20 protein-coding genes are annotated in these 24,695 nt (G+C 68.9%); 9 read left to right on the top strand and 11 right to left on the bottom strand.

What is annotated here, in order from left to right; genetic code table 11:
• Position 1: 1 nt before the first annotated feature.
• Positions 2-1,027: a transglycosylase SLT domain-containing protein gene (locus DPR14_RS18015; protein WP_158046384.1), complete on the top strand. Its 1,026-nt coding sequence runs from the start codon at positions 2-4 to the stop codon at positions 1,025-1,027.
• Between the two features lie 6 nt (positions 1,028-1,033).
• Here DPR14_RS18015 and DPR14_RS18010 read toward each other — a convergent pair whose 3' ends face one another.
• The 3 genes from DPR14_RS18010 to DPR14_RS18000 form a co-directional block, all read right to left on the bottom strand.
• Entirely contained in the window at positions 1,034-1,225 is a 192-nt protein-coding gene (locus tag DPR14_RS18010; RefSeq protein ID WP_158046383.1) for a hypothetical protein, read from the bottom strand.
• 398 nt (positions 1,226-1,623) lie between these two features.
• Positions 1,624-2,496: a PhnA-like protein gene (locus DPR14_RS18005; RefSeq protein WP_158046382.1), complete on the bottom strand. Its 873-nt coding sequence runs from the start codon at positions 2,494-2,496 to the stop codon at positions 1,624-1,626.
• Between the two features lie 58 nt (positions 2,497-2,554).
• Positions 2,555-4,120 (bottom strand): phospholipase D-like domain-containing protein, encoded by a 1,566-nt coding sequence (locus DPR14_RS18000; RefSeq protein ID WP_158046381.1) that lies wholly within the window; start codon positions 4,118-4,120, stop codon positions 2,555-2,557.
• A 343-nt stretch (positions 4,121-4,463) separates the two neighbouring features.
• Here DPR14_RS18000 and DPR14_RS17995 point away from each other — a divergent pair, with 343 nt between their 5' ends.
• Entirely contained in the window at positions 4,464-4,850 is a 387-nt protein-coding gene (locus DPR14_RS17995) for a PAS domain-containing protein (RefSeq protein WP_246148299.1), read from the top strand.
• A 67-nt stretch (positions 4,851-4,917) separates the two neighbouring features.
• Here the strand turns inward: DPR14_RS17995 and DPR14_RS17990 are convergent, their stop codons facing one another.
• From DPR14_RS17990 to DPR14_RS17965, 6 genes are all read right to left on the bottom strand, one after another.
• Positions 4,918-5,766: a class I SAM-dependent methyltransferase gene (locus tag DPR14_RS17990; protein ID WP_246148296.1), complete on the bottom strand. Its 849-nt coding sequence runs from the start codon at positions 5,764-5,766 to the stop codon at positions 4,918-4,920.
• Between the two features lie 61 nt (positions 5,767-5,827).
• Positions 5,828-6,145, bottom strand: coding sequence for a hypothetical protein (locus tag DPR14_RS17985; protein ID WP_158046378.1), 318 nt, complete (start codon positions 6,143-6,145; stop codon positions 5,828-5,830).
• A 140-nt stretch (positions 6,146-6,285) separates the two neighbouring features.
• Complete coding sequence (locus DPR14_RS17980; protein ID WP_158046377.1) at positions 6,286-6,618, bottom strand: hypothetical protein; 333 nt, start codon at positions 6,616-6,618, stop codon at positions 6,286-6,288.
• Positions 6,619-6,685: 67 nt separating this feature from the next.
• Entirely contained in the window at positions 6,686-6,910 is a 225-nt protein-coding gene (locus DPR14_RS17975; RefSeq protein WP_158046376.1) for a hypothetical protein, read from the bottom strand.
• 93 nt (positions 6,911-7,003) lie between these two features.
• Positions 7,004-7,759 (bottom strand): ABC transporter permease, encoded by a 756-nt coding sequence (locus DPR14_RS17970; protein ID WP_158046375.1) that lies wholly within the window; start codon positions 7,757-7,759, stop codon positions 7,004-7,006.
• Entirely contained in the window at positions 7,759-8,739 is a 981-nt protein-coding gene (locus tag DPR14_RS17965) for an ABC transporter substrate-binding protein (protein WP_158046374.1), read from the bottom strand. Before DPR14_RS17965 ends, DPR14_RS17970 begins: the two co-directional genes overlap by 1 nt.
• Positions 8,740-9,060: 321 nt before the next feature.
• Here DPR14_RS17965 and DPR14_RS17960 point away from each other — a divergent pair, with 321 nt between their 5' ends.
• From DPR14_RS17960 to DPR14_RS17940, 5 genes are all read left to right on the top strand, one after another.
• Complete coding sequence (locus DPR14_RS17960) at positions 9,061-11,214, top strand: putative bifunctional diguanylate cyclase/phosphodiesterase (RefSeq protein ID WP_192499013.1); 2,154 nt, start codon at positions 9,061-9,063, stop codon at positions 11,212-11,214.
• Positions 11,215-11,383: 169 nt separating this feature from the next.
• Positions 11,384-15,649, top strand: a complete 4,266-nt coding sequence (locus tag DPR14_RS17955; RefSeq protein WP_192499012.1) for a PAS domain S-box protein — start codon at positions 11,384-11,386, stop codon at positions 15,647-15,649.
• On the top strand, positions 15,639-17,003 hold the full coding sequence (locus DPR14_RS17950; protein WP_158046371.1) for a pentapeptide repeat-containing protein: 1,365 nt from the start codon (positions 15,639-15,641) through the stop codon (positions 17,001-17,003). The genes DPR14_RS17955 and DPR14_RS17950 overlap by 11 nt, the downstream gene beginning before the upstream one ends.
• 141 nt (positions 17,004-17,144) lie before the next feature.
• Positions 17,145-18,347, top strand: coding sequence for a sodium/glutamate symporter (gene gltS / locus DPR14_RS17945; RefSeq protein WP_211103811.1), 1,203 nt, complete (start codon positions 17,145-17,147; stop codon positions 18,345-18,347).
• A 13-nt stretch (positions 18,348-18,360) separates the two neighbouring features.
• On the top strand, positions 18,361-19,878 hold the full coding sequence (locus DPR14_RS17940; RefSeq protein WP_158046369.1) for a TAXI family TRAP transporter solute-binding subunit: 1,518 nt from the start codon (positions 18,361-18,363) through the stop codon (positions 19,876-19,878).
• A 24-nt stretch (positions 19,879-19,902) separates the two neighbouring features.
• Here DPR14_RS17940 and DPR14_RS17935 read toward each other — a convergent pair whose 3' ends face one another.
• Entirely contained in the window at positions 19,903-20,517 is a 615-nt protein-coding gene (locus DPR14_RS17935) for a TetR/AcrR family transcriptional regulator (protein WP_158046368.1), read from the bottom strand.
• A 342-nt stretch (positions 20,518-20,859) separates the two neighbouring features.
• On the opposite strand from DPR14_RS17935, the gene DPR14_RS17930 reads away from it, so the two are divergent.
• Positions 20,860-21,180: a heavy metal-binding domain-containing protein gene (locus tag DPR14_RS17930; protein WP_158046367.1), complete on the top strand. Its 321-nt coding sequence runs from the start codon at positions 20,860-20,862 to the stop codon at positions 21,178-21,180.
• Here the strand turns inward: DPR14_RS17930 and DPR14_RS17925 are convergent.
• Positions 21,167-23,455, bottom strand: a complete 2,289-nt coding sequence (locus DPR14_RS17925) for a sensor domain-containing phosphodiesterase (RefSeq protein WP_158046366.1) — start codon at positions 23,453-23,455, stop codon at positions 21,167-21,169. The two genes, DPR14_RS17930 and DPR14_RS17925, sit on opposite strands and share 14 nt — an antisense overlap.
• A gap of 273 nt (positions 23,456-23,728) precedes the next feature.
• Here DPR14_RS17925 and DPR14_RS17920 point away from each other — a divergent pair, with 273 nt between their 5' ends.
• Positions 23,729-24,595: a protein phosphatase CheZ gene (locus DPR14_RS17920; RefSeq protein WP_192499011.1), complete on the top strand. Its 867-nt coding sequence runs from the start codon at positions 23,729-23,731 to the stop codon at positions 24,593-24,595.
• Positions 24,596-24,695 lie beyond the last annotated feature (100 nt).

Here is a 24,695-nt window from a genome sequence, read left to right as displayed (position 1 = left end):
CATGGTCGTCGGGATCGCCATCGGCATCGCCGCGGCGCTGCTGAGCGGCTGCTCCAGCTCGCCGTCGGACCGGACGGGTCCGGCAGCGCAGGGCGGCTATACCGGCGGCCTCTCGGGCGACCCGTGGGCCTCGCACATCGCCGAGGCGTCCCGGCGGTTCGACGTTCCGGAGCCCTGGATCAGGGCGGTGATGAAGGTCGAGAGCGGCGGCCGCACCCACATGAACGGACGCCCGATCGTCAGCCGGGCGGGCGCCATGGGCCTGATGCAGGTCATGCCCTCCACTTACGAGGAGCTGCGGGTCAGGCACGGGCTGGGATCGGACCCGTTCGAGCCGCGCGACAACATTCTGGCCGGCACCGCCTATCTCCGCGAGATGTACGAGAAGTTCGGCTCGCCCGGCTTCCTCGCCGCCTACAATGCCGGTCCCGGCCGATACGGGGAATATCTGACCGGCGACCGCGGCCTGCCGTCGGAGACCCGCAATTATGTCGCGATGATCTCGCCGCAGATCGACGGCATCCATCCCTCGCGGCGCGTCGCCGACACCATGTATGCCGCGGCGACTCCTCCCGCCGTCCCGTCCAGGACCGTGGTCGCGGTGGCCGCTCCGCCGCCGCGCGCGCGCTCGGTCATCACCGCCAGCGCTGCCCCGGTTCCGATCGCCCCGGTTCCGGCGGCGCCCATCCAGGTCGCCCGTATCGCCGCGCCGTCCGGGCCGACGCCTCCCATCCAGCGGGTCGCCATCGGCCCGGTCGGCGGCCCGGTCGGCGGCCCAGTCGGGGATTGGGGCATCCAGGTCGGCGCCTTCCGCTCGCCGACGGAGAGCAACAAGGCGGTTGAGGATGCGCGCCGCGCCGTTCCCGATCTCCTGAGCCCGGCGCGGGTCTATGTGATGGAAGTCAATACGCCGGCCGGACGGCTGTACCGCGCCCGGCTCCTCGGCGTCACCTCGGCGAGCGCCGACCGGGCCTGCGCGCGGCTGACCAGCCAGGGCTCGGCCTGCATGACGGTTTCTCCGTCCTGATGCCGGCTACGGCGTGAGCGGGCACGGCACCTGCGGGTTGTCGTGCATGCGGAAGCGTCCGTGGAGCGGGTCATCGGTCGTCACGCACAGCGTGAACCCGCCGGGCGGCACGGCGGGCCCCGGCACGATCCTGATGACGAAGCCCGAGAAAAGCAGGTCCGGATCGCCGACGACGGCCACCACATCGGGCCGTTGCACCCGGCGGGCCGCGATCCCCGGATGTCCAGGTCGCTATGGATCCTGACCGATCCGGGAAGCCGGGCGCCCGATGCGGGGGAAGCCGATGACAGGAGGCCCCAGCCCTCGATCACGATTTCCGGACCGATCTCGATCCGGTCGATGTGCCCGGCGATGGTCAGGTCGGCCACGGGGCCGGGCGGCTCGGCCAGGACGATGGCCGGCGGCGCCTTGTCCCGGGCCGATGCCCCGGGCAGGCCGCCGGCAACGAGGAGGGCGGCGACCGCCAGGGAGCGAAACCGGGAACGCGTCATCGTCTGGAGCCATGCCGCTGATGTCATGTGACGACATGGCTGCCAGAAACCGATGAACGCGCGGTAAACGCCGCTCCCGGCGACGTCTTTCCGGACAGGCCGCCGTCAGTAGCGGTCCCAGCCGGCCGGGGCGCCCGCCATGCCGCCGAGCGATCCGGCCAGGGCGCCGAGCACCAGGGCCAGGAACGACCACAGGGCCGCCGAGGAGATCGTGTCGGCCGTCACCTGTGCCGCCTGGGTGGCCTGTTCGGCCGTCTGGGCGTACTGCTGGCGCAGGTTTTCGATGGTCTGCCGTGCCTGCTCCTCGGGAATGCCGGCCTGTTCGGCAAGGCGCGACGCGGCGGTCTGCAACTCTTCCTGGGAGACGTCGCCGCTGGCGATCCGGCTCACGGTGTCGAGCGCCCCCTGCGGCAGCGATCCCCCGTCGGGGGCGAGCAGGGCGCGGGCCTGTTCCTGGATGCCCTGCGCCGTGCCCGGATCGGTCTGGCCCGCCGCCTGGCCGGCCGCCTGGGTCGCCTCCTGCGTCGCGGTCGAGAGCGCGTTGCCCACGACCGAGAAGGTGCCGCCGATCAGGCTGCCCACCGCGCTGGTCAGCAGCCAGAACAGCAGCAGCGTCGCGATGCCCCAGGTGATCAGGCCATGCAACGCGCCGTCGACCCGCGTCGACATGCCGGCCATCCGGCCCGCCACCCAGCCACCAGCCGCCAGCGAGATCAGGGCGGTGACGATCCACCACAGCGTCGCCGCGATCCCCAGGGTGCTGGCCTGCGGAGAGTCCGCCTGCGCCGGGTCGATGGTGGTCAGTCCGATGCCGATTCCGAGTATGGCCAGCACGAGGTTGAGCGCCAGCGCCACCACCACGCCGGCGAAGACCGCCGACCACGCGATGCGGCGGTACTCGACTATCTCCGCTCCGGCGAGAGGGGCGGCCGATCCGCCCCATGTCCCGTAGCTGTCCTGGTAACGCCTGCCTTGCATATCCTTCGATCCTTCCCAATCACTCTGTTTTCCGCCGGGCGTGTCATGGGGTCGCCGTTCAGCGGTCCTTGCCGCGCTTGGCCTTGAAGCGCCTGGCGTAGAGGCGGCCGCCGGCAATGGCGGCGATGCCCAGCCCGGCCACGGCGCCCAGTGCCGCGAGGTTCGGCCGGGTGGCATATCTCTTGATGGCGTGGGTCAGGGTCCGCTCGACCTGCTTCGGGCGCTCGGGGTCGAGCAGCCGGGCTTCGACCACCTGCTCCTGGACTTCGTTCAGTTCCTCGGTCTTCAGCGGGACCAGCGTGCGCCCCTGCCCGGTGCGCAGCCCGTCGATCACCTGGATCAGGGACTGTCCGGCGGCGAGCCGCTCCTCAACGGTCGCGATCGGTACGTTCAGATGTTCCGCGACCAGATCGTTGCGGAAGCTGATGACGGTCTCGCGGATCCGGTCGGCGGCATCGTCCCCCTCGACTGCCTCGATCGCAAGGTCGCATTCGGTATCGAAGCCCATGGAGCGGTTGTTGAGGTTGGACGAGCCGACCCGCAGGAGGCGGTCGTCGACCGCCACCACCTTGGCGTGGACATAGATCTCCGTCCCGGCCGCATTGACGGGGTAATATATTCGGAACCGGTCATGCCGGTCCTCGCGGCGGATCTGGCGCACCATCATGGACCGCGCGGTGTCCATGGCCGACTGTTCCAGCCAGCCGTCTGCCGTCATCGGGTTGACGATGACGATCTCCGGGCCGTCCGGCTCGCGCAGCCGCTTGATGATGGCATCGCGGATCACGTGCGAGGCCATGTACTGGCTTTCCATGTAGACCGTCCGCTTGGCGGCCATCAGCGCCGCGAGATAGAGCCGCTCGATCTCGCGGACCTCCTCGTACTTCCCGTGGCGCGGCGAGGTGCGCGCGATCGAGATCGGGATATCCCGCAGGGTCACCTTCAGCCGGTCCGGCCAGGGATCGAGTTCGCCGGGCGGCGGCGGCGGAAGCCGGGCGCCGGTGGCGCGGAGCCAGCGTTCGCGCGCCAGTTCGCCCAGGGCACGGGCGGCCTCTCCGTCCACCGCGGTGGTCACGTCGTGGAACGGACCGTATGGCGTCCCGTTGGGCAGCCGGCGGTGCTCGTCGTCGGGAGCGTGGTCGCGGGTGTCCCAGCGCGAGTCGGTCATGTCGATGCCGCCGCAGAACGCCAGCGCGTCGTCGATCACGATGATCTTCTGGTGGTGGGCGGCCCCGGCCGGATGCTGGGCGTCCAGCCGGAAATGGATGCGGCGCTGCGTCATCAGGTCGAGAGCCAGAATCGGCAGGACCTGGCGGCTGAGCGTGAACAGCAGCGCCATGTCCCATTTGAGGATGTATGCCTGCAGGCCCGGCCGGCTGTTCACCGTGTGCTTCAGGAAGGCGCCAAGTTCGTCCGGCTCCTCCACATCGGGGTTGCCCTGGTCGAGCTTGAGCCGGAGGTCGAAATCCCAGCCGATCATGTAGATCGAGTGCCGGGCGCGGGCGATCGCGGACTTCGCCGCCGCGAAATAATCGCAGGCATCGATGATCAGGGCGAGGCGGTTGGCCTGTTCGGTGCGCCAACAGGTTCGGCCTGGAACAAGAATCGGTCTCGTATCTGACATGGCTGGACTTTGGTCTTGTTTTCGGCCGGAACGGTGCGGAGTGGTCCATAAACTCTCAAGACGCTTTCTCGTTCCTTCCCGTTCGTCGGCCAGCGACCGGGCTACTTCGAAAGCGAATGTTTGTGGCGCGGCCGCCATAGGGAACAACAGGATTTAATTACAATTAATGATGATCTGGACATTAACTTTTTGGATCGGTAGGGTGGTGTCCATGATCTCTTTTACAGCCATCGAGCCAGGTCGCCCTGAGATTGCTTCCCCATCCGGGTTGCAGCTTCCCCGGCCGGCCAATCCCGGCCTGAAGCGTCTCCACGGGTACTGGGCGTCCCGGTGTCCGCTCGGCATGGCGCTGCCCCAGCGGCCCGACATCGATCCCGCCGACTTTCCGGCGCCGCTGCAGAACATCTTTCTGCTCAACGTGCATGACGGCGAGCCGTGGTTCAGCTATCGCGTGGCCGGCTCCAAGTTGTCCTGGCTGCTACGCCGCCCCCTGACGGGGCAGCCTTTGGGAACCGGCCTGCAAGAGCACCACCGGCGCGCCGCCATCACCCGGGCCAGGGATGTCGCCTTGGCGCAGGAGCCGCGTTTCCGGTCGGGCGACCTGGGCTGGTGCGACCGCGATTACCTCGACTTCGAGGAGCTTCTTCTGCCCCTGGCCGGGCCGGACGGCTCCACGGCGATGATCCTCGGCATCCTGATGGTGCTCGACCCCCACGGCTTGGAGGTCTGAAGCCGCTGGGCCGGCGGTCTTCACCGAAATGCCGATCGGTGCGGCGACCGCTGGCCGGATCGGGTCGTCAGAACACCTCGCCGGAGACGATCAGCGCGTGGAGGTGGAGAGCGCAGATGCCCTCGACCGCCAGGCCGGCGAAGCGGGCGGTGACCGCCGCATCCAGCCGTTCCCGGCTTTCCGCCGATGCCCCTGCGATCCGGGGCGCGAAAACCATGTCCAGCGAGGCGCGCCAGAACGGCCTGTCCAGGGGAACCCGGGCGGTCGGGCGGAGCGACTGCTCCGATACTTTGCGCAGGCCGCTGTCTTCCATCAGTCGGGCCAGGACTCCGGGCTGGTCGAACCGGAACAGGGGCGCCAGGGCGTCGTTCGGGTCCGGTCCCAGGATTTCCGTCACCGCCTGGTCGAGTTCGCGGAAGAGGGTATTGTCCGCCAGCGGTCCCCAGACCATGAACGCCGCCTTGCCGTGCGGACGCAGGACCCGCACCGCTTCGGCCAGGCACGCCCGCGTGTCGGGAACGAACATGATGCCGAACCGGCAAGTCACCCGGTCGAACTGCCCGTCGGCGAACGGCAGGGCCGTCATGTCGCCGACGGTGAACCGGGGCGGCGGGCCGTCGAACGCGGATGCGCGGCGCACGGCTCCGGCCAGCATCGCCTCGACCAGATCCACGCCATGCACGCTGCCGCCGGGCCCCACGCGCTTCGCGGCGCTCAGCGCCGGCTCCCCGGCTCCGGAGGCGAGGTCGAGCACCGCCTCGCCCGGCATCACGCCGCAGGCGTCGAGAAGCGGCAGGTTGAGCCGGTCCGCCATATCCGCCATCGGGTCCGACCAGCGGTCCCAGGCCGGTCCGCTGGCGGTCCAGCGCGCACGTTCAAGGGCAGCGTTCGGCAGGACTTGATGCTGTGTGGTCACGTTCATACCGACGGTTGGGATCGGAGAGACGGTGGTCGCCAGGATAACGCCTGGGAACGCATCAATGCAGCACCCGGTCGTCGTCTTCCATGATCAGGCCGCCGTCGTCCGCATCGACGCGGGCCGACAGTTCGGCGAGCCGGGCGCTCAGCCTTCGGTTGGCGCGGGCCGGTGCCTGGATCTGGGCTTCCCGCAGGTCCTTCTGTACGGCGGCCATGTTCTCGCCCACCTTGCGCAGGGACATGGCCTGACGGGTCGAAACGTCGGAAATGCCGCGGCTCGGATGACCCCGCAGGTCATGCACGGCGATCCCGATCACGAGGATGAAGACCGTTCCCGCCGCGGCGACGGCGATGCCGAGAGTGACGAGCCAATCCATGAGCTGCCTCCGCCCGGTTGCGCTCCACGCGGCAGTATATCGGCTTCGGTCCGATGGTCGCGGGTCGGGAAGACCTCGCATCGCCGTCCGCGGGCCGGCTCCCGGCCCACGGCGTTCGGCGATGCGCCGTCAGATGACCTTCAGACGACCTTCGTGAGCGGCCGGGCCGGTGCCGCCGCGGTGGAGAAGTCCGCCAGATGGGTGCCGAAGGCGCGCAGGACGGGAGCGAAGCGCTGCATCAGTTCGTCCGTCACATGGGCGTCGGTCTTCAGGATGATGCCGGGCGCTTGCGACATCAGCTTCTGGGACCGAATCGGGCCGATCTTCTCGTCCAGGAACATCGCCAGTCCCATGATGACGCCAAGGCTGGTTTCGTCAGGCTTGGCGGAATCGGCGAGAACCGTGTGCAATTCCTCGAGCAGGGCATAGGTCACGATCGAAGTCCGTTCGATCACGTCGTCTTGCTGCACCATGGGGCTGACCCTCGGGGGAGTAATACTGTTCAAGGACCGACGTTAACTATCCTCTGTAACCAAACTGTTAATTTCCTGCCGAAGCGACGCGCGCATTGGTATGGGGTGCGGGCAGGCACCGGACATCGGTCAGCCGCCAGCCGTTGTTCTCGGCGATCCAGTCGCGTAGCCGCACGGCACCGCCGAGATGGCAGCCGGTGGCGTTGGTGATCTGGGGCAGGGGAAGCTCTTGCCGGCGGCACTCCGCCGGATGGCCCGTCAGGCAGGCCACGACCAGGAGGACATAAGGCATTTAACGTCGGACCCCGCGCTTTGGTTCCAGAAAAATATTTTGTGGTTAAATTCGTTTAACCAGAAAACTGTGGGGGAGGGCAACATAAATGCGTCAGCGGCGCCACCGCGAGGCCCTGGTTTCCAGAGGCTGCAGCAAGGCGAACTCGATGAACTGCACGACGATGATGAACGCGGCGGTGTATGCCAGTATGCCGGTGACGTCGAACAGCTGGAAGAGCACCTGGAGCTGGAAACCCATGCCGTTGCTCCGGCCCAGCAGCTCGACAACCAGGACGATCTTCCAGATCAGGGCGAGGCCCGAACGCGCCGCCGCCAGCAGGAACGGGTAGAGCTGCGGCAGGACGATGTGACGCAGGGTCTTTACCGGTCCGAGTCGATAGGCCTCGGCCATTTCCAGATAGTCGCGGTCCAGCGCGCGGGCGCCCTCGCGCAGGGTCACGACCACGTTGGGGATCTTGTTGACGGCGACCGCCGCGATCGCGGCCGCCTCCGTCAGGCCGAACCACACATAGGCCAGGATGATCGTCACCAGCGCCGGGATATTGAGGAAAAGCACCAGCCAGCCGTCCAGCAGGCGGTCGAGCAGGCGGAACCGGCCCATCGCGATCCCCAGCGCGGTGCCCACCGCCATCGCGATGACGAAGCTCGCGCAGACCCGTCCCAGCGTTATGGCGAGGTCGAGCAGCAGTCCGCCCCGCACGACCTCGTCCATCAGGCGCGCGGCGACGGCCGCCGGCCCGGGCAGCAGGCGGCTGCCCGCCGCGACCGACGCCGCCTGCCACAGCGCTATCAGGACCAGGAGCGACAGGATGTGGGCCGGCAGGCGGCCCACCTTCGACAGCTTCATCAGAACCGAAGCCCGTCCCAGAACGTGCCGGGGGCGAGCCGCGGGGAGTCGCCGACCAGCTCGCGGCCTCCCAGCTTGGACAGGATCTCGTAGACCCGGGCCGCGTCCTCCCGCTCGGCTCCGCTCCACGCGGTCGGGATGCCGTCGCGGTAGCCGTCGCGGAGCGCCAGCAGCGTCGCGTCGTCCTCGGCCTTGGTCAGGGGGGCCAGGCGGTTCCACTCCGCATCGCTTTCTCGCATGATCGTCTTGGCCTTCAGGGAGGCGCGGAGGAAGCCGCGGACCGCTTCCGGATTGGACGCCGCCCAGGCGTCGTGGAAAACATAGCCGATGATCGGCACGTCGGCCCGGATGCCCAGGCCGCGCGCGATCTCCTCGACCGCGATGACCTGGCGCAAGCCCGCCGCCTTCAGCCGGGCCGCGAAGTTCCAATAGTTGAGGACGGCATCGACCCCGCCGCCGCGGACCTGCTCGTTGAGCAGGGGCGGTGCCCCGAATACCTTCTCGCTGTCCTTGTCCGGATCGAAGCCATGCCGCTGGATGGTCAGGGCGCGCAGCATCAGCCATCCCTTGTCCAGCGGCCCGCCGGCCACCCCGAACCGCCGCCCCTTCAGGTCGGCCAGCGACCGGATCGGCGAGTCGGCCGGGACCATCACCGATCCGGCCGCCGTGGAGTAGGGGGCGAAGGTGAAGTCGGCGCCGTCCGCGCGCTGCCGCGAAACCCACAGCCAGTCCGACACGATCATGTCGACCGCGCCGCCCTGCAGCGCCACCTGCGTCGCCTGGTTGCTGGCCAGTTCGACGATCTGGAGGTCGACGCCTTCGGCCGCGTCGAGCCCGTGATGCTTGATGGTGTCCAATTCCCAGCTCACCGTGCCGAACTTCAGCACGCCCACGCGGACGGCCGGGGCCTCGGCTCCCTGCGCCTGGGCGCCGAAAAGCAGGCACACCGCCGCGACGAGACTGGTGACGAGGTGTCGCATGGCCAGGTTCCTCCCGATTCTTCGATGTCGGCCGATTTTCCGGGTTCGGCCGTGAGCCGCCTGTCATGGCGGCGGTCGGAGGATAGCGGCATTCCCCGCGCGGCGGTACGCGTCATCGGTCGTACTTTGGGATGATGCCGCTGCGACGCGCCGGTGCATCGGGTTCGCGTGGCAGGATCCACGGACGGGTTGTTATTCCATTAGTAACAAATGCTTAAATATTCTATGCCAATTGTCCAAAAATTTTCGCGTGCAGCGCGGTAAGCGAACATCCCGGATCGAAACCGCCTGCGGAGTGGAGTGATGGCCGAAGGTCAATCAGTGGATCTCTTCGGAACCTTCGTCGCCGCAGCGGAAGACGGCTTCCTGGCTTCCCTGGCATCCAGCATCCTGGACGATGCCCCGCTGTGCATCGGCTATTTCGATGCCGAGAAGGGCTGCCGCTTCGCCAACGGCCTGTTCCGCGGCACGTTCGGGATGATCGCGGACGAAGTCGCCGGTGCCCGCTTCCGCGACATCCTGGAGGCCGCAGGCCGGAGCGACGGGGATGTCTCCCCCGAGGAGCTGGGGCGCCGCGCATCCGCCGGCGAGACGGTGATGTTCGGCTTCGCCGCGGTCCCCGAGCCGGGCCGGCGGGTCGACCTGCGCGGCTGCCTCGTTCCGCACCGCGACCGGGCAGGGACCACGGTGGGTTTCCTGGCCTTGCTGGAAGACGTGACCGAGCGGCAGCGTGCCCTTGAGAACCTTCTCCGCCGCGAGCAGTTCGCGACGTCGCTGCTCGACGCGGCCGTCGACGGCATCATGACGATCGACGCCCGCGGGACGATCCAGTCGGTCAACGATGCCTGCTGCCGCATGTTCGGCTACGACGAGGCCGAGATGCTCGGCGCGCCCGTCGCCCTCCTGATGCCGACGCCGCACGAGCACCGCCATGCCGGCTATATCGACAGCTATCTCGCGTCAGGCCGGGCCAAGATCATCGGGACCGGCCGCGAGGTCCTGGCCAAGCGCAAGGACGGCTCCGTTTTCCCGGTCCATCTCAGCGTCGGCGAGATGCGCTTCAACGACGAGGTCACCTTCATCGGCATCGCCCGGGACGTCTCCGACCGCCACGCGGCCGAGGAGCGGGCGCGTTTCCTGACCAACCACGATCCCCTGACCGGCCTGCTCTCGCGCCGGGCCTTCCTGGAGGAGTGCGACCGCCAGATGGCTTCGCGGCTGTCCCGGGGCGGCCGGACCCACGTGGTGTTCAGCTTCGACGTGGACCAGTTCCGGGAAATCAACGAAGGCCTTGGCTACCATGTCGGCGACGGCGTGCTCAAGGCGATCGTCGGCCGGTTCGCCGAGATCCTCCCCAAGGGCTCGATCCTGTGCCGCGTCGGCGCCGACGAGTTCGCGGCGCTGGCCTGCTTCGCGGACCGGACGGCGGCGGAAGAGGTCGCCAACCATGTCCACGCCCGCCTGCTCGGCCCGATCTACGTGGACCGCCAGATGGTCCTGGTGCGCATGAGCATCGGCGCCGCGGTCCATGACGCGAGCATCCGGCGGATCGAGGAATTGCTGACCAAGGCGGAGCTGGCGCTCCAGACGGTGCAGCACGAGGGTGGCAACTCGGTCTGCTTCTACACGCCCGAGATGGCCCAGGCCGCGAGCCGCCGCACCCTGCTGACCATGCACCTCGCCCACGCCGTCCAGCGCAACGAGCTGAAGGTGGTCTACCAGCCGATCATTGAGGCGAAGACCGGCAAGGCCGCCGGCGCGGAGGCGCTGCTTCGCTGGTCCCACACCAGCCTGGGCGCGGTGTCTCCGGCCGAGTTCATCCCGATCGCCGAGGACAGCGGCCTGATCGTCTCGATCACGGACTGGGTGCTGGAGGCGGTCGCCGACCAGGTCGCCCGCTGGCACGACGAGGGGTTCGGCTGCGGCCGGGTCTTCATGAACGTGTCCGGCCAGCAATTCCTGCGCGGGCGGCTGACCACGCGGCTGGCGGAGCTGATGACGGAGAAGCCGCACCTCGCGGGGCTGATCGGGATCGAGATCACCGAGCAGGCCGCGGTGCGCGACCTGAAGGCGACGGTGCAGGCGATCTCGGCGCTGGCGTCGATCAGCGTAGAGACGGCGATCGACGATTTCGGGACCGGCTATTCCTCGCTGAGCTATGTCCAGCAACTGCCCATCACGAAGCTGAAGATCGACCGGATGTTCGTGGACGGCGTGCCGCACAACCTCAAGAATGCGGCGCTCGTCCGCGCGGTGGTCGGCATGGCCCACGGCCTCGGGCTGACGGTCGTCGCGGAGGGGGTGGAGACGCTGGCCCAGCGGGATTTCCTGACCGACGTCGGATGCGACCTGCTGCAGGGGTACCTGTTCTCGCAGCCGATCCCGCCGATGGCGCTCAGCCTGCTGCTCCGCAGCCAGCCGGAAACCTGGCGCCCGTCACGCCTGCTCGCGGTCAAGGAGCTGGCCGCCCGGTGAGCGCGACCAAATGGTATCCTTAAGTTCATCTAACACTTTATAGTGGATTAATGACGCCGGCTGAAGGAGAGTGCAGCCTCATCTTGCGTGATTTAGCCGGAACATGCTCGCCCGCTGTCCTCCCCAAGATCTGCGCGCCGTCCTGGATCTGGTCGGATCACCGGCGTTCGTGATCGATGCATCCGCCGCCGCGGCGTCCGCGGTGCTGGCGATGAACGCCCGGCTGGAGACCGCCTTGGGACATTTGGCTCCGGCGTTCCTGTCCACCCTGGTCGGCAAGGCCGCAAGCGACTGCGCGGGCTCGGGACGGACGGTCGAGATCGACAGCGACGTGGCGCTCCAGCCCCAGCCCGAACGTTGGCACCTGGTCCTCGCCCCGATTCCGCTGGACGGCGTCGTCGTCCGGATCATGGTCACCGTCTCGGCGCGGGTCCCCGCGGCGATCCCGACCCACCTGGACTCCCGGACCCGGGCGATCATCGAGGAACAGGCCGGCCTGGTCGCCCGCTACCGTCCCGACACGACCCTCACCTTCGTCAACGCCGCCTATGCCCGCCGCTTCGGGGCGGTTCCCGACGACCTGATCGGGCGCCGGATCGCCGACCTGGTCCCCCCGCAGGAGGGCGGGCGGATCAGGGCGTGCCTGGCCGACCTGACACCCGACCGTCCGGTGGCGCGGCACGAGCGGCCGGCGACACTGCCGGACGGGACGGTGCGCTGGCTGCTGTGGAGCGACCGCGTGTTCCACGACGGCGAGGGGCGGCCGGTCGAGTACCAGTCGGTCGGCTTCGACATCACCCGCCACAAGCAGGTCGAGCGCGAACTGCAGGACAGCCGCGACTTCTTCCGGCTGGCGATAGAGGGCACGCGTGACGGGTTGTGGGACTGGGACCTGGGGACCGGGGCGATCTGGCTGTCGCCGCGGCTGAAGGAGATCCTGGGCTATGCCGACGACGAACTGCCCAACGACCTGGAAGCGCTCCAGCGGCTGGCGGTCCCGGAAGACCGCGAGCGCGCGCTCCACCAGATCCAGCGCCACTGGGATGACGGCAAGCCCTATGAACAGACCATCCGGTTCGTCCACCGGGACGGCACGATCCGGCACATCCTGGCGCGCGGGGGCAGCGTCCGCGACGCCCAGGGCAAGCCGGTCCGCATGGTGGGCGTCCATACCGACGTGACGCTGCTGGTGGAGAGCGGGCAGATGCTGCGCTTCGCCAAGGAGCAGGCCGAGCAGGCGAGCCGGGCGAAGTCCGAGTTCCTGGCGATGATGAGCCACGAGCTGCGCACGCCGCTGAACGCGATCATCGGATTCGCCGAGATCCTGCGCGACGAGCTGTTCGGTCCGCTGGGCAACGAGCGCTATGGCGACTATGTCCAGGACATCGTCTCCAGCGGCCGCCATCTGCTGGCCCTGATCAGCGATATCCTGGACCTGTCGAGGATCGATGCCGGGCAGCTCGCGCTGCGGGAAGCCACCCTCGACCTGGCGCAGGTCGTCCGTGGCCAGGCCCAGCTCGCCGCCGCCGCCGCCGAGGCCGGCGGGGTCACGGTGCTGTGCGATGCCGGGCAGCCCGGACCGCTGATCCGGGGGGACGAGGTCCGGATCCGGCAGATCGTGCAGAATCTCCTGTCCAACGCGGTCAAGTTCACGCCGGCCGGTGGGACGGTCCGGCTGGATGCCCGGGTCGGACCGGATGAGACGATCACCCTGTGCGTCAGCGACACCGGGATCGGCATGCGGCTTGAGGACGTGCCCCGGGCGCTGGAGCCGTTCAGCCAGCTGGAGGCTTCGCTGACGCGCCGGCGGGAAGGCACCGGCCTCGGCCTCGCGATCGTCAAGCGGCTGGTGGAGCTTCACGACGGCGAACTGCGGATCGAGACGGCGCCGGACGAGGGCAGCGCGGTCACCGTCACCTTCCCCCGGGACCGCAATGCCGGACTGCCGGAGAGCGAGGTGCGCCGCGTCCCCGCCGGCGTCGAGCCGGTCGGCCTGGTCCCCTGGAGCGGCGCCCTGTTCGGCCGCTTCGAACTGCTGGACACGCTTCTGCAGGCGGTGCCGATGGCGGTCGCCGTCACGCGAGAGGACGGCGTCTGCATCAAGGCCAACCATACCCTGTGCCGCATGTCGGGCTTCGAGATGGTCGAGCTTCTGGGGCGCCCGATCGACACCCTGCTGGCCGGCGAGTCGGCGCCGCCGGTGACGCAGCCGGCGCGATCGCCGGGGCAGGAGGCACCCCGGACACCGACCCGCCGGCGCGAGCGCCAGCTCGTCACCCGGTTCGGCCGGACCCGCGGCGTCGAGGTGATCCGCGAACCGTTCGTCGGCCTGGACGGACAGAGCTACATGCTGCTGCTGATGACCGATGTCAGCGAGCGGCGGCGCAACGCCAAGGCCCTGCGGGACAGCGAGGAGCGTTTCCGGCTGGCCGCCTCGGCAGCGGGATGCGGCATATGGGACGCCGATCTCGTGACGGGCGAACGGTGGTTCTCTGCAGCCTACCTCCGGATGCTCGGTTATGGCGACGACGAGCTGGCGCTCAGCGACGCCGCGTGGCGTGAACGCATCCACCCCGACGACCGTGCCGGCGTCGACGAGGCCCTGGTCGCGCACCTGACCGGCGGCAGCCCGTTCTACGAGATCGCTTTTCGCATGCGCCACAAGTCGGGGCGCTGGATCTGGCTGGTCGCGCGGGGTGCCGCGTCATTCGATGCCGACGGCGAGGCCAGGCGGTTCGTCGGGACGATCTTCGACATAACGGCCGAGATAGAGGCGCGCGAAGCGCTGGCCGAGAAGTCCGCCTTCCTGGAAGCGGTGCTGACCAACATCGGCCAGGGCATCGTCGTGTTCGACTCCGAATGCCGCGTCAGGCTGGTCAACGACCGCTTCCTGGCGCTGCACGGCCTACCCCGCGACCTTGGCGCGCCCGGCACCCCGATCGAGCGGCTGGTCCGGTGGCGGGTGGAGCAGTCCATGGCCCTGGGCGACGGGACCAACACCGCCGTCCTCGACGTGCGGGTCGCCGAGGACATGGGCCGGCTGGGCAGGTGGCTGGCCGCGCCGCCGCCGGCACGGGTCGACATCCCGGGGCACGGCGGGCGGATCGTCGAGGTGTGGCGCCAGGACCTGCCGAACGGCGGCTTCGTCGCGACCCATGCCGACGTCACGGCCCGCCGCCGGGCCGAGATCGCGCTGGCACAGCGCGAGGACCAGCTCCGCACGATCCTGCGGGTCGCGCTGGTCGGCATCCTGACCGTCGGCGACGATGGCGTGGTGGAGGAGTTCAACCCGACGGCGGAGAGCATGTTCGGCTGGACCGCCGCGGAACTGCGGGGGCGCGACGTCGGCGTGCTACTGGCCGAGGAGGCGCTGTCCGGAGCCGGCGCCCTCAGCCTGCTGCAGCCCGATCCGGAAACCGGCGATCCGGGCGCCGGCACCGAGTTCCTGGCGCGGCGGCGCGACGGCTCGGCCTTTCCCGCCCGGATCTCCATGGCCGCCTTCACGGCCGGCGGGCGCCGGCGTTATGTCGGCGTCGTCGCGGACATCTCGAGCAAGCGGACGGTGGAGGCCGAACTGCGCGCCGCGCGGACGCGGCTGGACCAGCGGTTCGACGATTTCGTCCGCGTCTCGGTCGAGCTGGAGCAGGTCCGCCGCGAAGCCGACATGGCGCTTCTCCACGCCGAGCAGTCGAGCAAGGCCAAGTCGGAGTTCCTGGCCCAGATGAGCCACGAGCTGCGCACGCCGCTGAACGCGGTGATCGGCTTCTCCGAGATCATGAAGGGCCAGTATTTCGGGCCGCTCGGCTCGCCCAAGTACCAGGAATACGCCGAGGACATCGACCAGTGCGGCCGCCACCTGCTGTCGCTGATCAACGACATCCTCGACCTCTCCAAGGTGGAGGCGGGGCGCTACGTGCTGGAGGAGGAGCAGCTCGACCTGTGCCGGATCGTCGACGCCTCGGTCCGGCTGCTGCGCGACCAGGCCGCCGGCAAGGGAGTCATGATCGCCCTTCGGCCCGAGCCGGTGCCGGCGGTCATGGGCGACCAGCGGGCATTGAAGCAGGTGGTGGTCAACCTGCTGAGCAACGCGGTCAAGTTCACCCCGCGCGGCGGGATGGTCGAGATCGGGACCCTGGTGGATGCCTTCGGCGACGTCTGCATCACCGTCAAGGATACCGGCATCGGCATCCCCGAGGGCGAGATCCCCCGGGTCCTCGAGGCGTTCGGCCGGGCCAGCAACGTCCGCCAGTCCGGCGAGGAGGGCACCGGGCTGGGGCTCGCCATCGTCGGCTCCTTCCTCAGCCTGCACGGCGCCACCCTGGACATCGACAGCGCGGTCGGCATCGGCACGACCGTCACGGTGCGGCTTCCGATCGAGAGGGTGCTCGGAACCCAGCGCCAACTCCAACCCTGGGACATCGTCGATGACCGCTAACACGCCCGAGACCTGGGTGCGGCTGGACCAGGCGCAGCTTGGCGCCGCAATCGCCCGGCATGCCCGGTTCCGGCGGGGCACCGCGAACGGCGCCCGCGCCAACCTGGCGTTCCACGACCTGTCCGGCCTCAGCCTCGCCGGCGCGGACCTGTCGGGTGCCGACCTGACCGGCGCGCTGCTGAAGGGGATCGACGGGCGCGGCATCAACCTGGGCGACGCCGTCCTGTACGGCGCCGACCTGCGGCTGGCCCAGCTTCAGAAGGCGGACCTCAGCCGGACCGACCTGCGCGGCTGCTGCCTGCGCGGCGCCGACCTGACCGGCGCCGTGCTGGAAATGGCCAACATCCGCGAAGGCTCCCTCGCCAAGCTCGACCAGGAGAACCGCATCTCGTTCGAGGCGTCGCCGGCCGAACTGGTCGGCGCCACCTTCAAGGGGGCCGACCTGACCAGGGCGCGCATCGCCGGAACGCTCGCCATGCAGGCGGACATGACGGACGCCGTGATGGTCGGCGCCAAGCTCGCCCGCGTCGACTTCCGCAACGCCAACCTGACCGGCGTGGTGCTGGAGGGCGCCGATCTGAGCGAGGTGAACCTGTCCGGCGCCACGCTCCACGGCGCCGTCCTGAAGGGTGCCAACTGGCGGAACTCCCGCATGGAGGGCGCCGACCTGATGGGGGCGGTGGTCGATGCGCAGATCCTCTCGGTCGCCGAAGGGGCGAAGAACCTGCCCCGTTCGGCCGGGGAGTTCTCGATCTCGGACCTCATTCGGGCCCATGGATTGTGGATCAGGACCCAGGGCCAGCAGGGCAAGCGGCTGGAGCTGACCGGCTTCAACCTCGCGGGGCTGGAGCTTCCGGGGGTGGATCTCGGCGGCGCGGTCATCACCAACTGCGCCATGGGGCGGGCCAACCTGGCCGGCGCGGTGCTCACCGTGGTCGATTTCACCATGTCGGATCTGCGCGACGCCAACCTTCAGAACTGCGACATGCGCGCGGCGACCCTGCGCCGGACCTTCCTTGCCGACGCCGACCTGTCCGGTGCCGTCCTCGATTCCGTCCGCCTGAACGAGCGCGCCGGCAACCGGCTGCTGTCGGCCAACCTGGAGCGCGCCCGGCTGTGGAACGCCCGCCTGCGCGGCGCCTCCCTCCGTCGCGCCCGGCTGGCCGGGGCCGAACTGACCCGGGCCGACCTGACCGGCGCCGACTTCGGCGAGGCGGACCTTCGCCACGCGATCCTGACCGGGGCGACGCTGGACCAGACGAAATTCCATGGCGCCGACCTTGCGGACTGCCGCGGGATCGAGCAGCGGCACTTTGCCGGTGGTCCTGAAACGAAGGGGGCAGGCGGGAAATAAGGCTATTTCCGGCGGAAAGTTAGCCGCTTTTGCGGCGCTCCTGCCACTTCCACCCTCGTCCGTGGGTTAGCTGAGGACAACGCGGGCCCCGGAATAGCCTATGCCCTACGGCGTGGGACCGGGCGAGGGAGGGGGATGGGAATGGAAATCGACGTCGTATCCACGCTGGTCGCGGCCATCGTGGTCCTTCTGGTCGGCCGCATGGTTATCTCCAAGGTCGGCTTCCTTCAACGCTATAATATCCCCGAGCCGGTCGTCGGCGGGTTGCTCGCGGCGTTCCTCATCACCGGCCTGCGGATCGGCGCCGGCATGGAGATCAGCTTCGACATGTCCTTGCAGACCCCGCTGATGCTGGCCTTCTTCGCCACCATCGGGCTGAGCGCCGACGTCAAGACCCTGATGCAGGGCGGGCGCGCCGTCCTGGTGTTCTTCGCCGTCGTCGTGGTCATGCTGGTGATCCAGAACGCGGTCGGCGTCGCGGCGGCGATCAGCCTCGACATGCATCCGCTGACCGGCCTGCTCGCCGGCTCGATCACCATGTCCGGGGGGCACGGGACCGGCGCCGCCTACGCGACCCGCTTCGGGGAGGACTACAATCTCCAGGGCGCCATGGAGGTCGCGATGGCCTGCGCCACCTTCGGCCTGGTGCTCGGCGGGCTGATCGGCGGCCCGATCGCCCAGCGGCTGATCTCGCGGAACAACCTGAAGGCGCGGGCCGATGCCGAGCATGAGGGGGCTCCCGGCGAGTTGGGCGGCGACGAGGTGCGGAGCCTGAGCCCGGAAAGCTTCCTGGAGACTCTGTTCCTGGTCGTGATATGCGTAGTGGTCGGCACCTACCTGGGCCAAGTCCTGAAGAACGAGTACCTGACGCTGCCCGCCTTCGTCTGGACCCTCTTCACCGGTGTCGTCATCCGCAACAGCCTCGGCCTTTCCGGCCTGCGCCAGGTCGACGGCGCCACCATCGACCTGCTCGGCACGGTGTCGCTGTCGCTGTTCCTGGCCATGGCGTTGATCGCGCTGCGCTTGTGGGAACTGGTGTCGCTGGCCTTGCCGATCCTGGCCATCCTGGCGGCCCAGTCCGTCACGATCGCGGTCTATGTGTACTTCGTGACGTTCCGCATCATGGGGTCGAACTACGACGCCGCGGTCATGTCGGCCGGCCACTGCGGCTTCGGCATGGGGGCCACGCCGACCGCGATCGCCAACATGCAGGCGGTCGCCGGCCGCTACGGCCACTCGCCCCAGGCTTTCCTGATCATCCCGATAGTCGGGGCTTTCCTGATCGACCTTGCCAACGCGCTGGTGATCCAGGGTTTCATGAGCCTGCCCCAACTGGGCCTTTGACGGAGGACGTGCCATGATCGACAGGCTGTTCCGCCCGCTGGCGCGGGCATTGGTGCTCATCACGGCCCTGGGATTTCTGGCCGCCTGCGAAAAGGTGCCGGACGAGGCGGCGGTCCGAAGCGCGGTCCAGAACGCGCTCGACACCACCTTCCCCGATCCGGTGTTCGAGATCTCCGAGTTCAACCGGGTCGGCAGCGGCCCGCTGCCCGCCGACCCCAACGGCGTCGAGCGGAGGATCGTCTATTACAACGCGGACCTCCGGGTGCTCCGCGACTACTCGTTCAGCGACTGGGAAGCGCTGAACGTGTCGGCCCTCGCCAACCTGCTCGGCGCCACCGAACACGGGCTGCAGGGCATCCGGCGCGACGGCAACGAGGCCGGAAACACGGTGAATGTCAGCGGCTCCGTCGGGTTCGAACGGACCAACGGCGACTGGCGGCCGGTCGTGGTCGCCCAGTCGCCGGTCAGCCAGCCGCCGCCGCTGGACAATACGGGGCCGCCGGCCATCGCCCGCGGCCTGGTGGACCAGATCATGGCCCTGTTCGAAGGGCCGCCGGCCGACGATGCCAGCCAGGCCCGGGCGATCATCACCGAGGAGCTGGACGGGGCATACCGGCAGATCACGCTGCGGCTCGACCGGCTCCAGCGTGCCTTCGTCGTCGCCGGCGGGCCGGAAGGCGGCGAGTACCACCTGATCGCACGGACCATCGCCAATTCGATCACGGCCGACGGCGTGCGATCGGCCGGCATCGCGACCGACGGCAGCGTGGAGAACCTGCGCCTGATCCAGGACGGGTCGGCCGACGTGGCGCTGGCGCAGAACGACATCGCGGCCATGGCCGCCCGGGGAGACGGCCTGTTCGAACGGGCCGGGCCGGACCCCGAGCTTCGGGCGCTCGCCAGCCTGTTCCCCGAACCCGTGCACATCATCGTCCCGGCCGACGCGGAGATCCGGACGGTCGCCGACCTGCGCGGCAAGCGGATCGACATGGGGCTTCCGCGGTCCGGGTCGCTGCTTACCGCCCGGTCCGTCCTCCAGGCCCACGGGCTCGCCCCGGGCGACTTCGCGGAAGTGACCGGCATGGGGCCGAGCCGGGCGGTCGAGGCCCTGGTGGCCGGGGAGATCGACGCCGTGGTCAGCGTCATCAACGCGCCGGCGCGGCTGTTCCAGCGGCTTTCTGCGCAGCGCGGAATCCGGTTCCTGCCCCTCGACCGGGACGCCATCCAGGCCCTGGGTGGTTCCGACGACAACCTGGTGCCGCTGACCCTGGCGGCCGGAACCTATCCCCGGCAGACGGAACCGGTTCCCACCGTCGCGGTGACGGCCCTGCTGGTGGCGCGCCGGAACATGCCCGACGTGGAAGTGACCACGTTGCTTGATACCGTGTTCAAGGATATCGACTTCATGGCCGCGGGCAGCGCCGCGGGCGCGCTGATCTCCCGCGGGCGGGCGGAGAGCGGCCTGTCCGTTCCCCTCCATCCGGCCGCGGAAGCCTGGCTCGGCGACGCGTCCACCGCCGCCGGCCAGTGAGGTCCCTTTTCCAGGGGGCGTCCGTCAGGCGGCGTGGGCGTGGCTTGTCACCGCCTGGTTCGCCAAGAGCTGCGAGGCCAGCAGCATGCGGGTCGCGTCGGCCCCGCGCCGGGCATGATCGGACGTGCCGGTGATGACGGCGGCGATGATCGCGCCGTCGACCAGCATGCCGATTGCCTCGGTCAGGCCTTCCGGGCTCAGCACGCCGGCCTGGTCGGCGAGCCCGCGGATCACCGCCAGGACCTTCTTCTTGTGCGCCTGGGCCAGCGCGCGGATGCGCGGATCCTCCTTGTTGTGCTCCGCCACCGCGTTGATGAAGGCGCAGCCGTAGAAGCCCTCCCGCTTGAACCAGTTCTCCAGCACGCCGAAGATCCCTACAAGCTTGTCCGCCGGGGAGCCTGGAAGCTCCTCGACGGCCTTCTGGAACCATTGGCGCCAGGCCTCGCCCTCGCGTTCCAGGACGGCGAAGACAAGTCCTTCCTTCGAACCGAACTGGTTGTACAGCGTCATCTTGGCGACCCCGGCTTCGGCCAGGATCCTGTCGATGCCGGTCGCGTTGATGCCGTGACGGCAGAACAGGCGGGTGGCCGTCGTCAGAAGCCTGTCTCCCGGCTTCGGCCCCTGCTGCTTTTGGTTCATGAGAATGGGTCTCCTCCGTTGGGCACATCTGCGGCGAGGCGACGGCCGCTTCCCGCGGCCGAGCCCGGTACCCCGGTCGGAACTCCTGACCGGGTGCCGTAATCCTCGACGTCCCCAGCCGAGATGCGGCGCCAAACCACAACTTTTCTAGGGATATTGGAATTTGTACCCAGTTGCTGCGATCGGGGTAGCCGGAGTGCTGACGCAGCGTCAAAATGTCTCGCCCAATGAGGACTTCCGGATCTTTTCTTGCCGGCAGGGTGTTGCGCTGAATGCCCTTGATCCTTTGACGGCGCCGGCCATGTCAGGGGCTGTTCACATGGAAATGCGGAGGAAGTCACGATGATCATTACCACTACCGATCAGGTCGAGGGCCGCCGCGTCGTCGACTACCTGGGCGTCGTCACGGGCGAGGCGATCATCGGCGTCAACGTCTTCCGGGATTTCTTCGCGGGCATCCGCGACATCGTCGGCGGCCGGTCCGGAGGCTACCAGAATGCCCTCAAGGACGCGCGCGAACATGCCATGGCGGACCTTCGGGATGCCGCCAAGCGCCTGGGTGCCGACGCGGTGGTCGCGGTGGACCTCGACTACGAGGTGCTCGGCAAGGAAAACGGGATGCTGATGGTCAGCATCAACGGCACGGCGGTCAAGCTGGGCTGAGCGCCCGGACCGGATGGTCGGCCGACCGCCCGGCCGGTACCCCGGCCAGTTCGTCCACCAGGGCATCGGCGGCCTCGACCGGCAGCGGCCGGGCGAACAGGTAGCCCTGGGCGAAGTCGCACTGCATGCGCCCCAGTTCAGCCGCCGATCCCTCGTCCTCCACGCCTTCGGCGAACAGGTCCAGGTCCAGCGCCTTGCCGAGCGCCACGATGGTCCGCACGATGGCCGCGCTGTCGGGATCGTAGAGCATCGGCTTGACGAAGCTCTGGTCGATTTTGAGCCCGTCGATCGGGAACCGGTGAAGACGGCTCAGCGACGAGTAGCCGGTTCCGAAATCGTCGATCAGGATCTGGAATCCCCGCTCCCTCAGCGCCCGCAGCCGCTGCGGGAGCAACTCGGCGTCGCCGGCGAGCGCCGTCTCGGTGACTTCCAGCTTCATCCTGCGGACATCGATGCCGCTCGCCGCGACGGCGCGGTCGAGCAGCGCGAAGGCGTCGGGATGGATGAGCTGGGTCGGCGCCATGTTGATGCTGAGCGACAGCGGCACCGGTGCGCCGACGCGGTCCTGCCAGATGCGCATCTGCCGGCAGGCCGCGGTGGTGACCCAGTCGCCCAGGTCGGTCATCAGGCCGTTCTCCTCCGCGATGGGGATGAAGGTCGCCGGCGGGATGAGCCCCCTCTGGGCATGGTTCCAGCGGATCAGGGCCTCGAAACCGGTCAGCCGGCGGTCCGGCAGGGACAGGATCGGCTGGTAGTAGAGCAGGAATTCGTCGCGCTCGATCGCGCGCCGCATGTCGCTCTGGAGCTTCAGGGTCAGCAGCGGCTCCGTCCGCATGTCGTCGGTGAAGGCGAGGCAGCGGGCGCGCCCCTGCGCCTTGGCCTGGTGCAGCGCCGTGCCCGCGTGCCTCAGCATGTCTTCCGGCCCCTGGACTCCGCCGACGTCGAAGACGACGCCGGCGCTGGCGGAGGCGAAAAGCTCCTGGTCGGCCGCCACGACGAACGGCCCGGCCACGCATGACCTCAGGGTTTCGGCCAGGTCCAGCGCGGCGTCCCGGTCGGCCAGCCCCTCCGCCAGCACGGCGAACTCGTCCCCGGCCAGTCTGGCCAGGGTATCCCCCGGACGCATGCACGCGGTCAGCCGGCACGTCAGGTCGATCAGCAGCCGGTCGCCGGCCGCGTGGCCCAGGCTGTCGTTGATCAGGCTGAACCGGTCCATGTCGAGCAGCATGACCGCCGCCGTGCCGATCCTCGAAAGCCGGGCGCGGGCCAGGCTCTGCGTCAGGCGGTCCATGAACAGGGCGCGGTTGGGCAGGTTGGTCAGCCCGTCATGGAGAGCCACGTGGGCGAGCTGGTCCTCGGCCCGGCGGCGCAGGGTCACGTCCTCCAGCGATCCTTCCAGGCGCAGGACCCGGCCGTCGGCGCCGCGCACCGTCCGGATGCTGAAGCCGCCCCAGATCACCGGGCCGTCGCGGCGGTACAGTTCCGCCTCGAAGCCGACCACCCGGTCCTGGGCGTCGACCAGCCGCATCAGCTCCGCGCGGCGGCCGGGATCGACGAAGAGCGGCGTTCCGACCGGCCCGCGCGCGGCCAGGAAGCCGGCGGCGTCGGCGAAGCCCAGCATGCGGGCCATGGCCGGGTTGACGTCGGTGAAGCGGCCGTCCGGGCACATCTGGAAAAGCCCTTCGATCGCATTCTCGAAGATGCTGCGATAGCGTTCCTCGGCCCGGCGCAGGGCCGATTCGGCACGGTTCCGCTCCTCGGCGGCGAGGGCCATGGCCACGAAGTCCCCGAGGGAGGCGGTGAAGACCTGCTCGTCGCGCGGCCAGCAGCGCGGCAGGCCGATATGCTCGACGCACAGCACGCCCACGATGCGCCCGCCGAACAGGATCGGCGCGTCGAGCATCGAGGCGATGCCCAGCGGGATGAGGTAGGACTCCGTGAACTCGCAGGTCCGGGGGTCGGTCTGGGCATCGGTGGCGGCGATGACGCGGTCCTGGAGGATCGACCGGAAGTAATTGGGATAGTCGGCCCGCTCCAGGATCTGTCCGTTGTTGTCCGCTGCGCTCGATACGTCGTAATGGTCGGCGCAGACCAGGGCCGTGCCGTCCTCGTTCAGCAGCCAGATGCTCGACCGGGCGACTTCCAGCGTCTCGACCGCGACGCAGTTGATCCGGCGCAGGCAGACGGCCAGGTCGGCGCGGACGAAGCAGTCATGCCGCGCGAGCGCCCCCAGAGCGGCGCTCTGGCGCTCCACTCTCAGATCCAGTTCCAGCACCCGTCGAACCCCACATGCAGCGTATGGTGCAACAACCTAGTAGTGGTCTATTAAAAAACGCTGAAACTGTGACACAAACAGGTGTGCATCCATCCGCCCACCCGGCCGGACCTGTGGCCGATGCCTATGCTGAAAGGCCCTCTTCACACGCGGACCAGGAAGATTTCCACTTGCGACGCCCTGGAGAATATTGATTACCTCTTCGGGCGCCAGCTATATGAACTGACCTGTTCGACCGGCTGCGGATGTGGTCGAAGGGCCTGGAGGGTGGTCATGACTGAAGGTGGGCATCTGCCCGAGGGCGATTTCCAGCAGATCGAGGAGTTCATTTCGCGGACGCCGCGGGGCCGACTGTTCCTGCGCGAGCACACCCGGCGCGCCCAGACCGGCGTCGCGGAGGAGGTGAGGTCGCTGGTCGCCGACCTGCGCGATCTCTGGAAGCAGCAGGCGGACGCCAACAACATGGTCAACCGCGTCCAGGTCCTGCGGCACGAACTGCAGGACATGAGCGCCACGATCTCCCACGCCCGGCGGGAGATCGCGGCCCTGCGGCCGACCGAGGACGGCAGCGACCGCTTCTCCACGGCCACCAACGAGCTGGACGCCATCATCGTCTCGACCGAGCGCGCCTCGTCGGACATCCTGACCTCGGCCGAGCGCATCCTCGACATGATCGGCAAGCTGCGGGACGGGGGCGAAGCCGCGGAACTGCATTCGATGATCGAAGGCGAGGTGATGGAGATCTTCACCGCCTGCTCGTTCCAGGACCTGACCGGCCAGCGGACGACCAAGGTCATCAACGTCCTGCGCTACATCGAGCAGCGCATCGGATCGATGATCGCCATCTGGGGCGTGGACAACATCAGGGCGGAGGATATGCCGCGCGACCCGGTGGACACCAGGCCGGACGCCCATCTGCTCCACGGCCCCTCCCTGGACGGCATCCGCCAGAACGAGGTGGACGACCTGATGTCCGGCCTGGCGACGGCTCCCCCCGCGGTCGCCGCCGCCTTGGGCGGACCTCCCGACCTCCCCCCGGCCCCGGTTCGGAAGAGCCCTCCCGCCGTCGCCGCCGACCCCGGGGGGGAGGAGCCGCCCCATCCGTTGAACCAGTCCGCGATCGACGCCCTGTTCGGCTGACCGGAGGAGGCGCAGCCTATGGTGCGGTGCGGGAATCGGTCGCACGGGCAACCATGGGTGCATGGACTGGCGCGCCGCCGCGATCTGGGCCTATGATTTC

The sequence above is a fragment of the Skermanella pratensis genome, from assembly GCF_008843145.1.
GTDB lineage: Bacteria > Pseudomonadota > Alphaproteobacteria > Azospirillales > Azospirillaceae > Skermanella > Skermanella pratensis.
The sequence above is the reverse complement of the archived record's forward strand: the minus strand, read 5'-3'. Positions and strand labels throughout refer to the sequence as shown.

Excerpts from the sequence above, each read along its gene's own strand:
- DPR14_RS18015 (WP_158046384.1), top strand. The coding sequence starts at position 2 with ATGGTCGTCGGGATCGCCATCGGCATCGCCGCGGCGCTGCTGAGCGGC.
- DPR14_RS18005 (WP_158046382.1), bottom strand. The coding sequence starts at position 2,496 with ATGCAAGGCAGGCGTTACCAGGACAGCTACGGGACATGGGGCGGATCG.
- DPR14_RS18000 (WP_158046381.1), bottom strand. The coding sequence starts at position 4,120 with ATGTCAGATACGAGACCGATTCTTGTTCCAGGCCGAACCTGTTGGCGC.
- DPR14_RS17995 (WP_246148299.1), top strand. The coding sequence starts at position 4,464 with ATGGCGCTGCCCCAGCGGCCCGACATCGATCCCGCCGACTTTCCGGCG.
- DPR14_RS17985 (WP_158046378.1), bottom strand. The coding sequence starts at position 6,145 with ATGGATTGGCTCGTCACTCTCGGCATCGCCGTCGCCGCGGCGGGAACG.
- DPR14_RS17980 (WP_158046377.1), bottom strand. The coding sequence starts at position 6,618 with ATGGTGCAGCAAGACGACGTGATCGAACGGACTTCGATCGTGACCTAT.
- DPR14_RS17975 (WP_158046376.1), bottom strand. The coding sequence starts at position 6,910 with ATGCCTTATGTCCTCCTGGTCGTGGCCTGCCTGACGGGCCATCCGGCG.
- DPR14_RS17970 (WP_158046375.1), bottom strand. The coding sequence starts at position 7,759 with ATGAAGCTGTCGAAGGTGGGCCGCCTGCCGGCCCACATCCTGTCGCTC.
- DPR14_RS17965 (WP_158046374.1), bottom strand. The coding sequence starts at position 8,739 with ATGCGACACCTCGTCACCAGTCTCGTCGCGGCGGTGTGCCTGCTTTTC.
- DPR14_RS17950 (WP_158046371.1), top strand. The coding sequence starts at position 15,639 with ATGACCGCTAACACGCCCGAGACCTGGGTGCGGCTGGACCAGGCGCAG.
- gltS (WP_211103811.1), top strand. The coding sequence starts at position 17,145 with ATGGAAATCGACGTCGTATCCACGCTGGTCGCGGCCATCGTGGTCCTT.
- DPR14_RS17940 (WP_158046369.1), top strand. The coding sequence starts at position 18,361 with ATGATCGACAGGCTGTTCCGCCCGCTGGCGCGGGCATTGGTGCTCATC.
- DPR14_RS17935 (WP_158046368.1), bottom strand. The coding sequence starts at position 20,517 with ATGAACCAAAAGCAGCAGGGGCCGAAGCCGGGAGACAGGCTTCTGACG.
- DPR14_RS17930 (WP_158046367.1), top strand. The coding sequence starts at position 20,860 with ATGATCATTACCACTACCGATCAGGTCGAGGGCCGCCGCGTCGTCGAC.
- DPR14_RS17920 (WP_192499011.1), top strand. The coding sequence starts at position 23,729 with ATGACTGAAGGTGGGCATCTGCCCGAGGGCGATTTCCAGCAGATCGAG.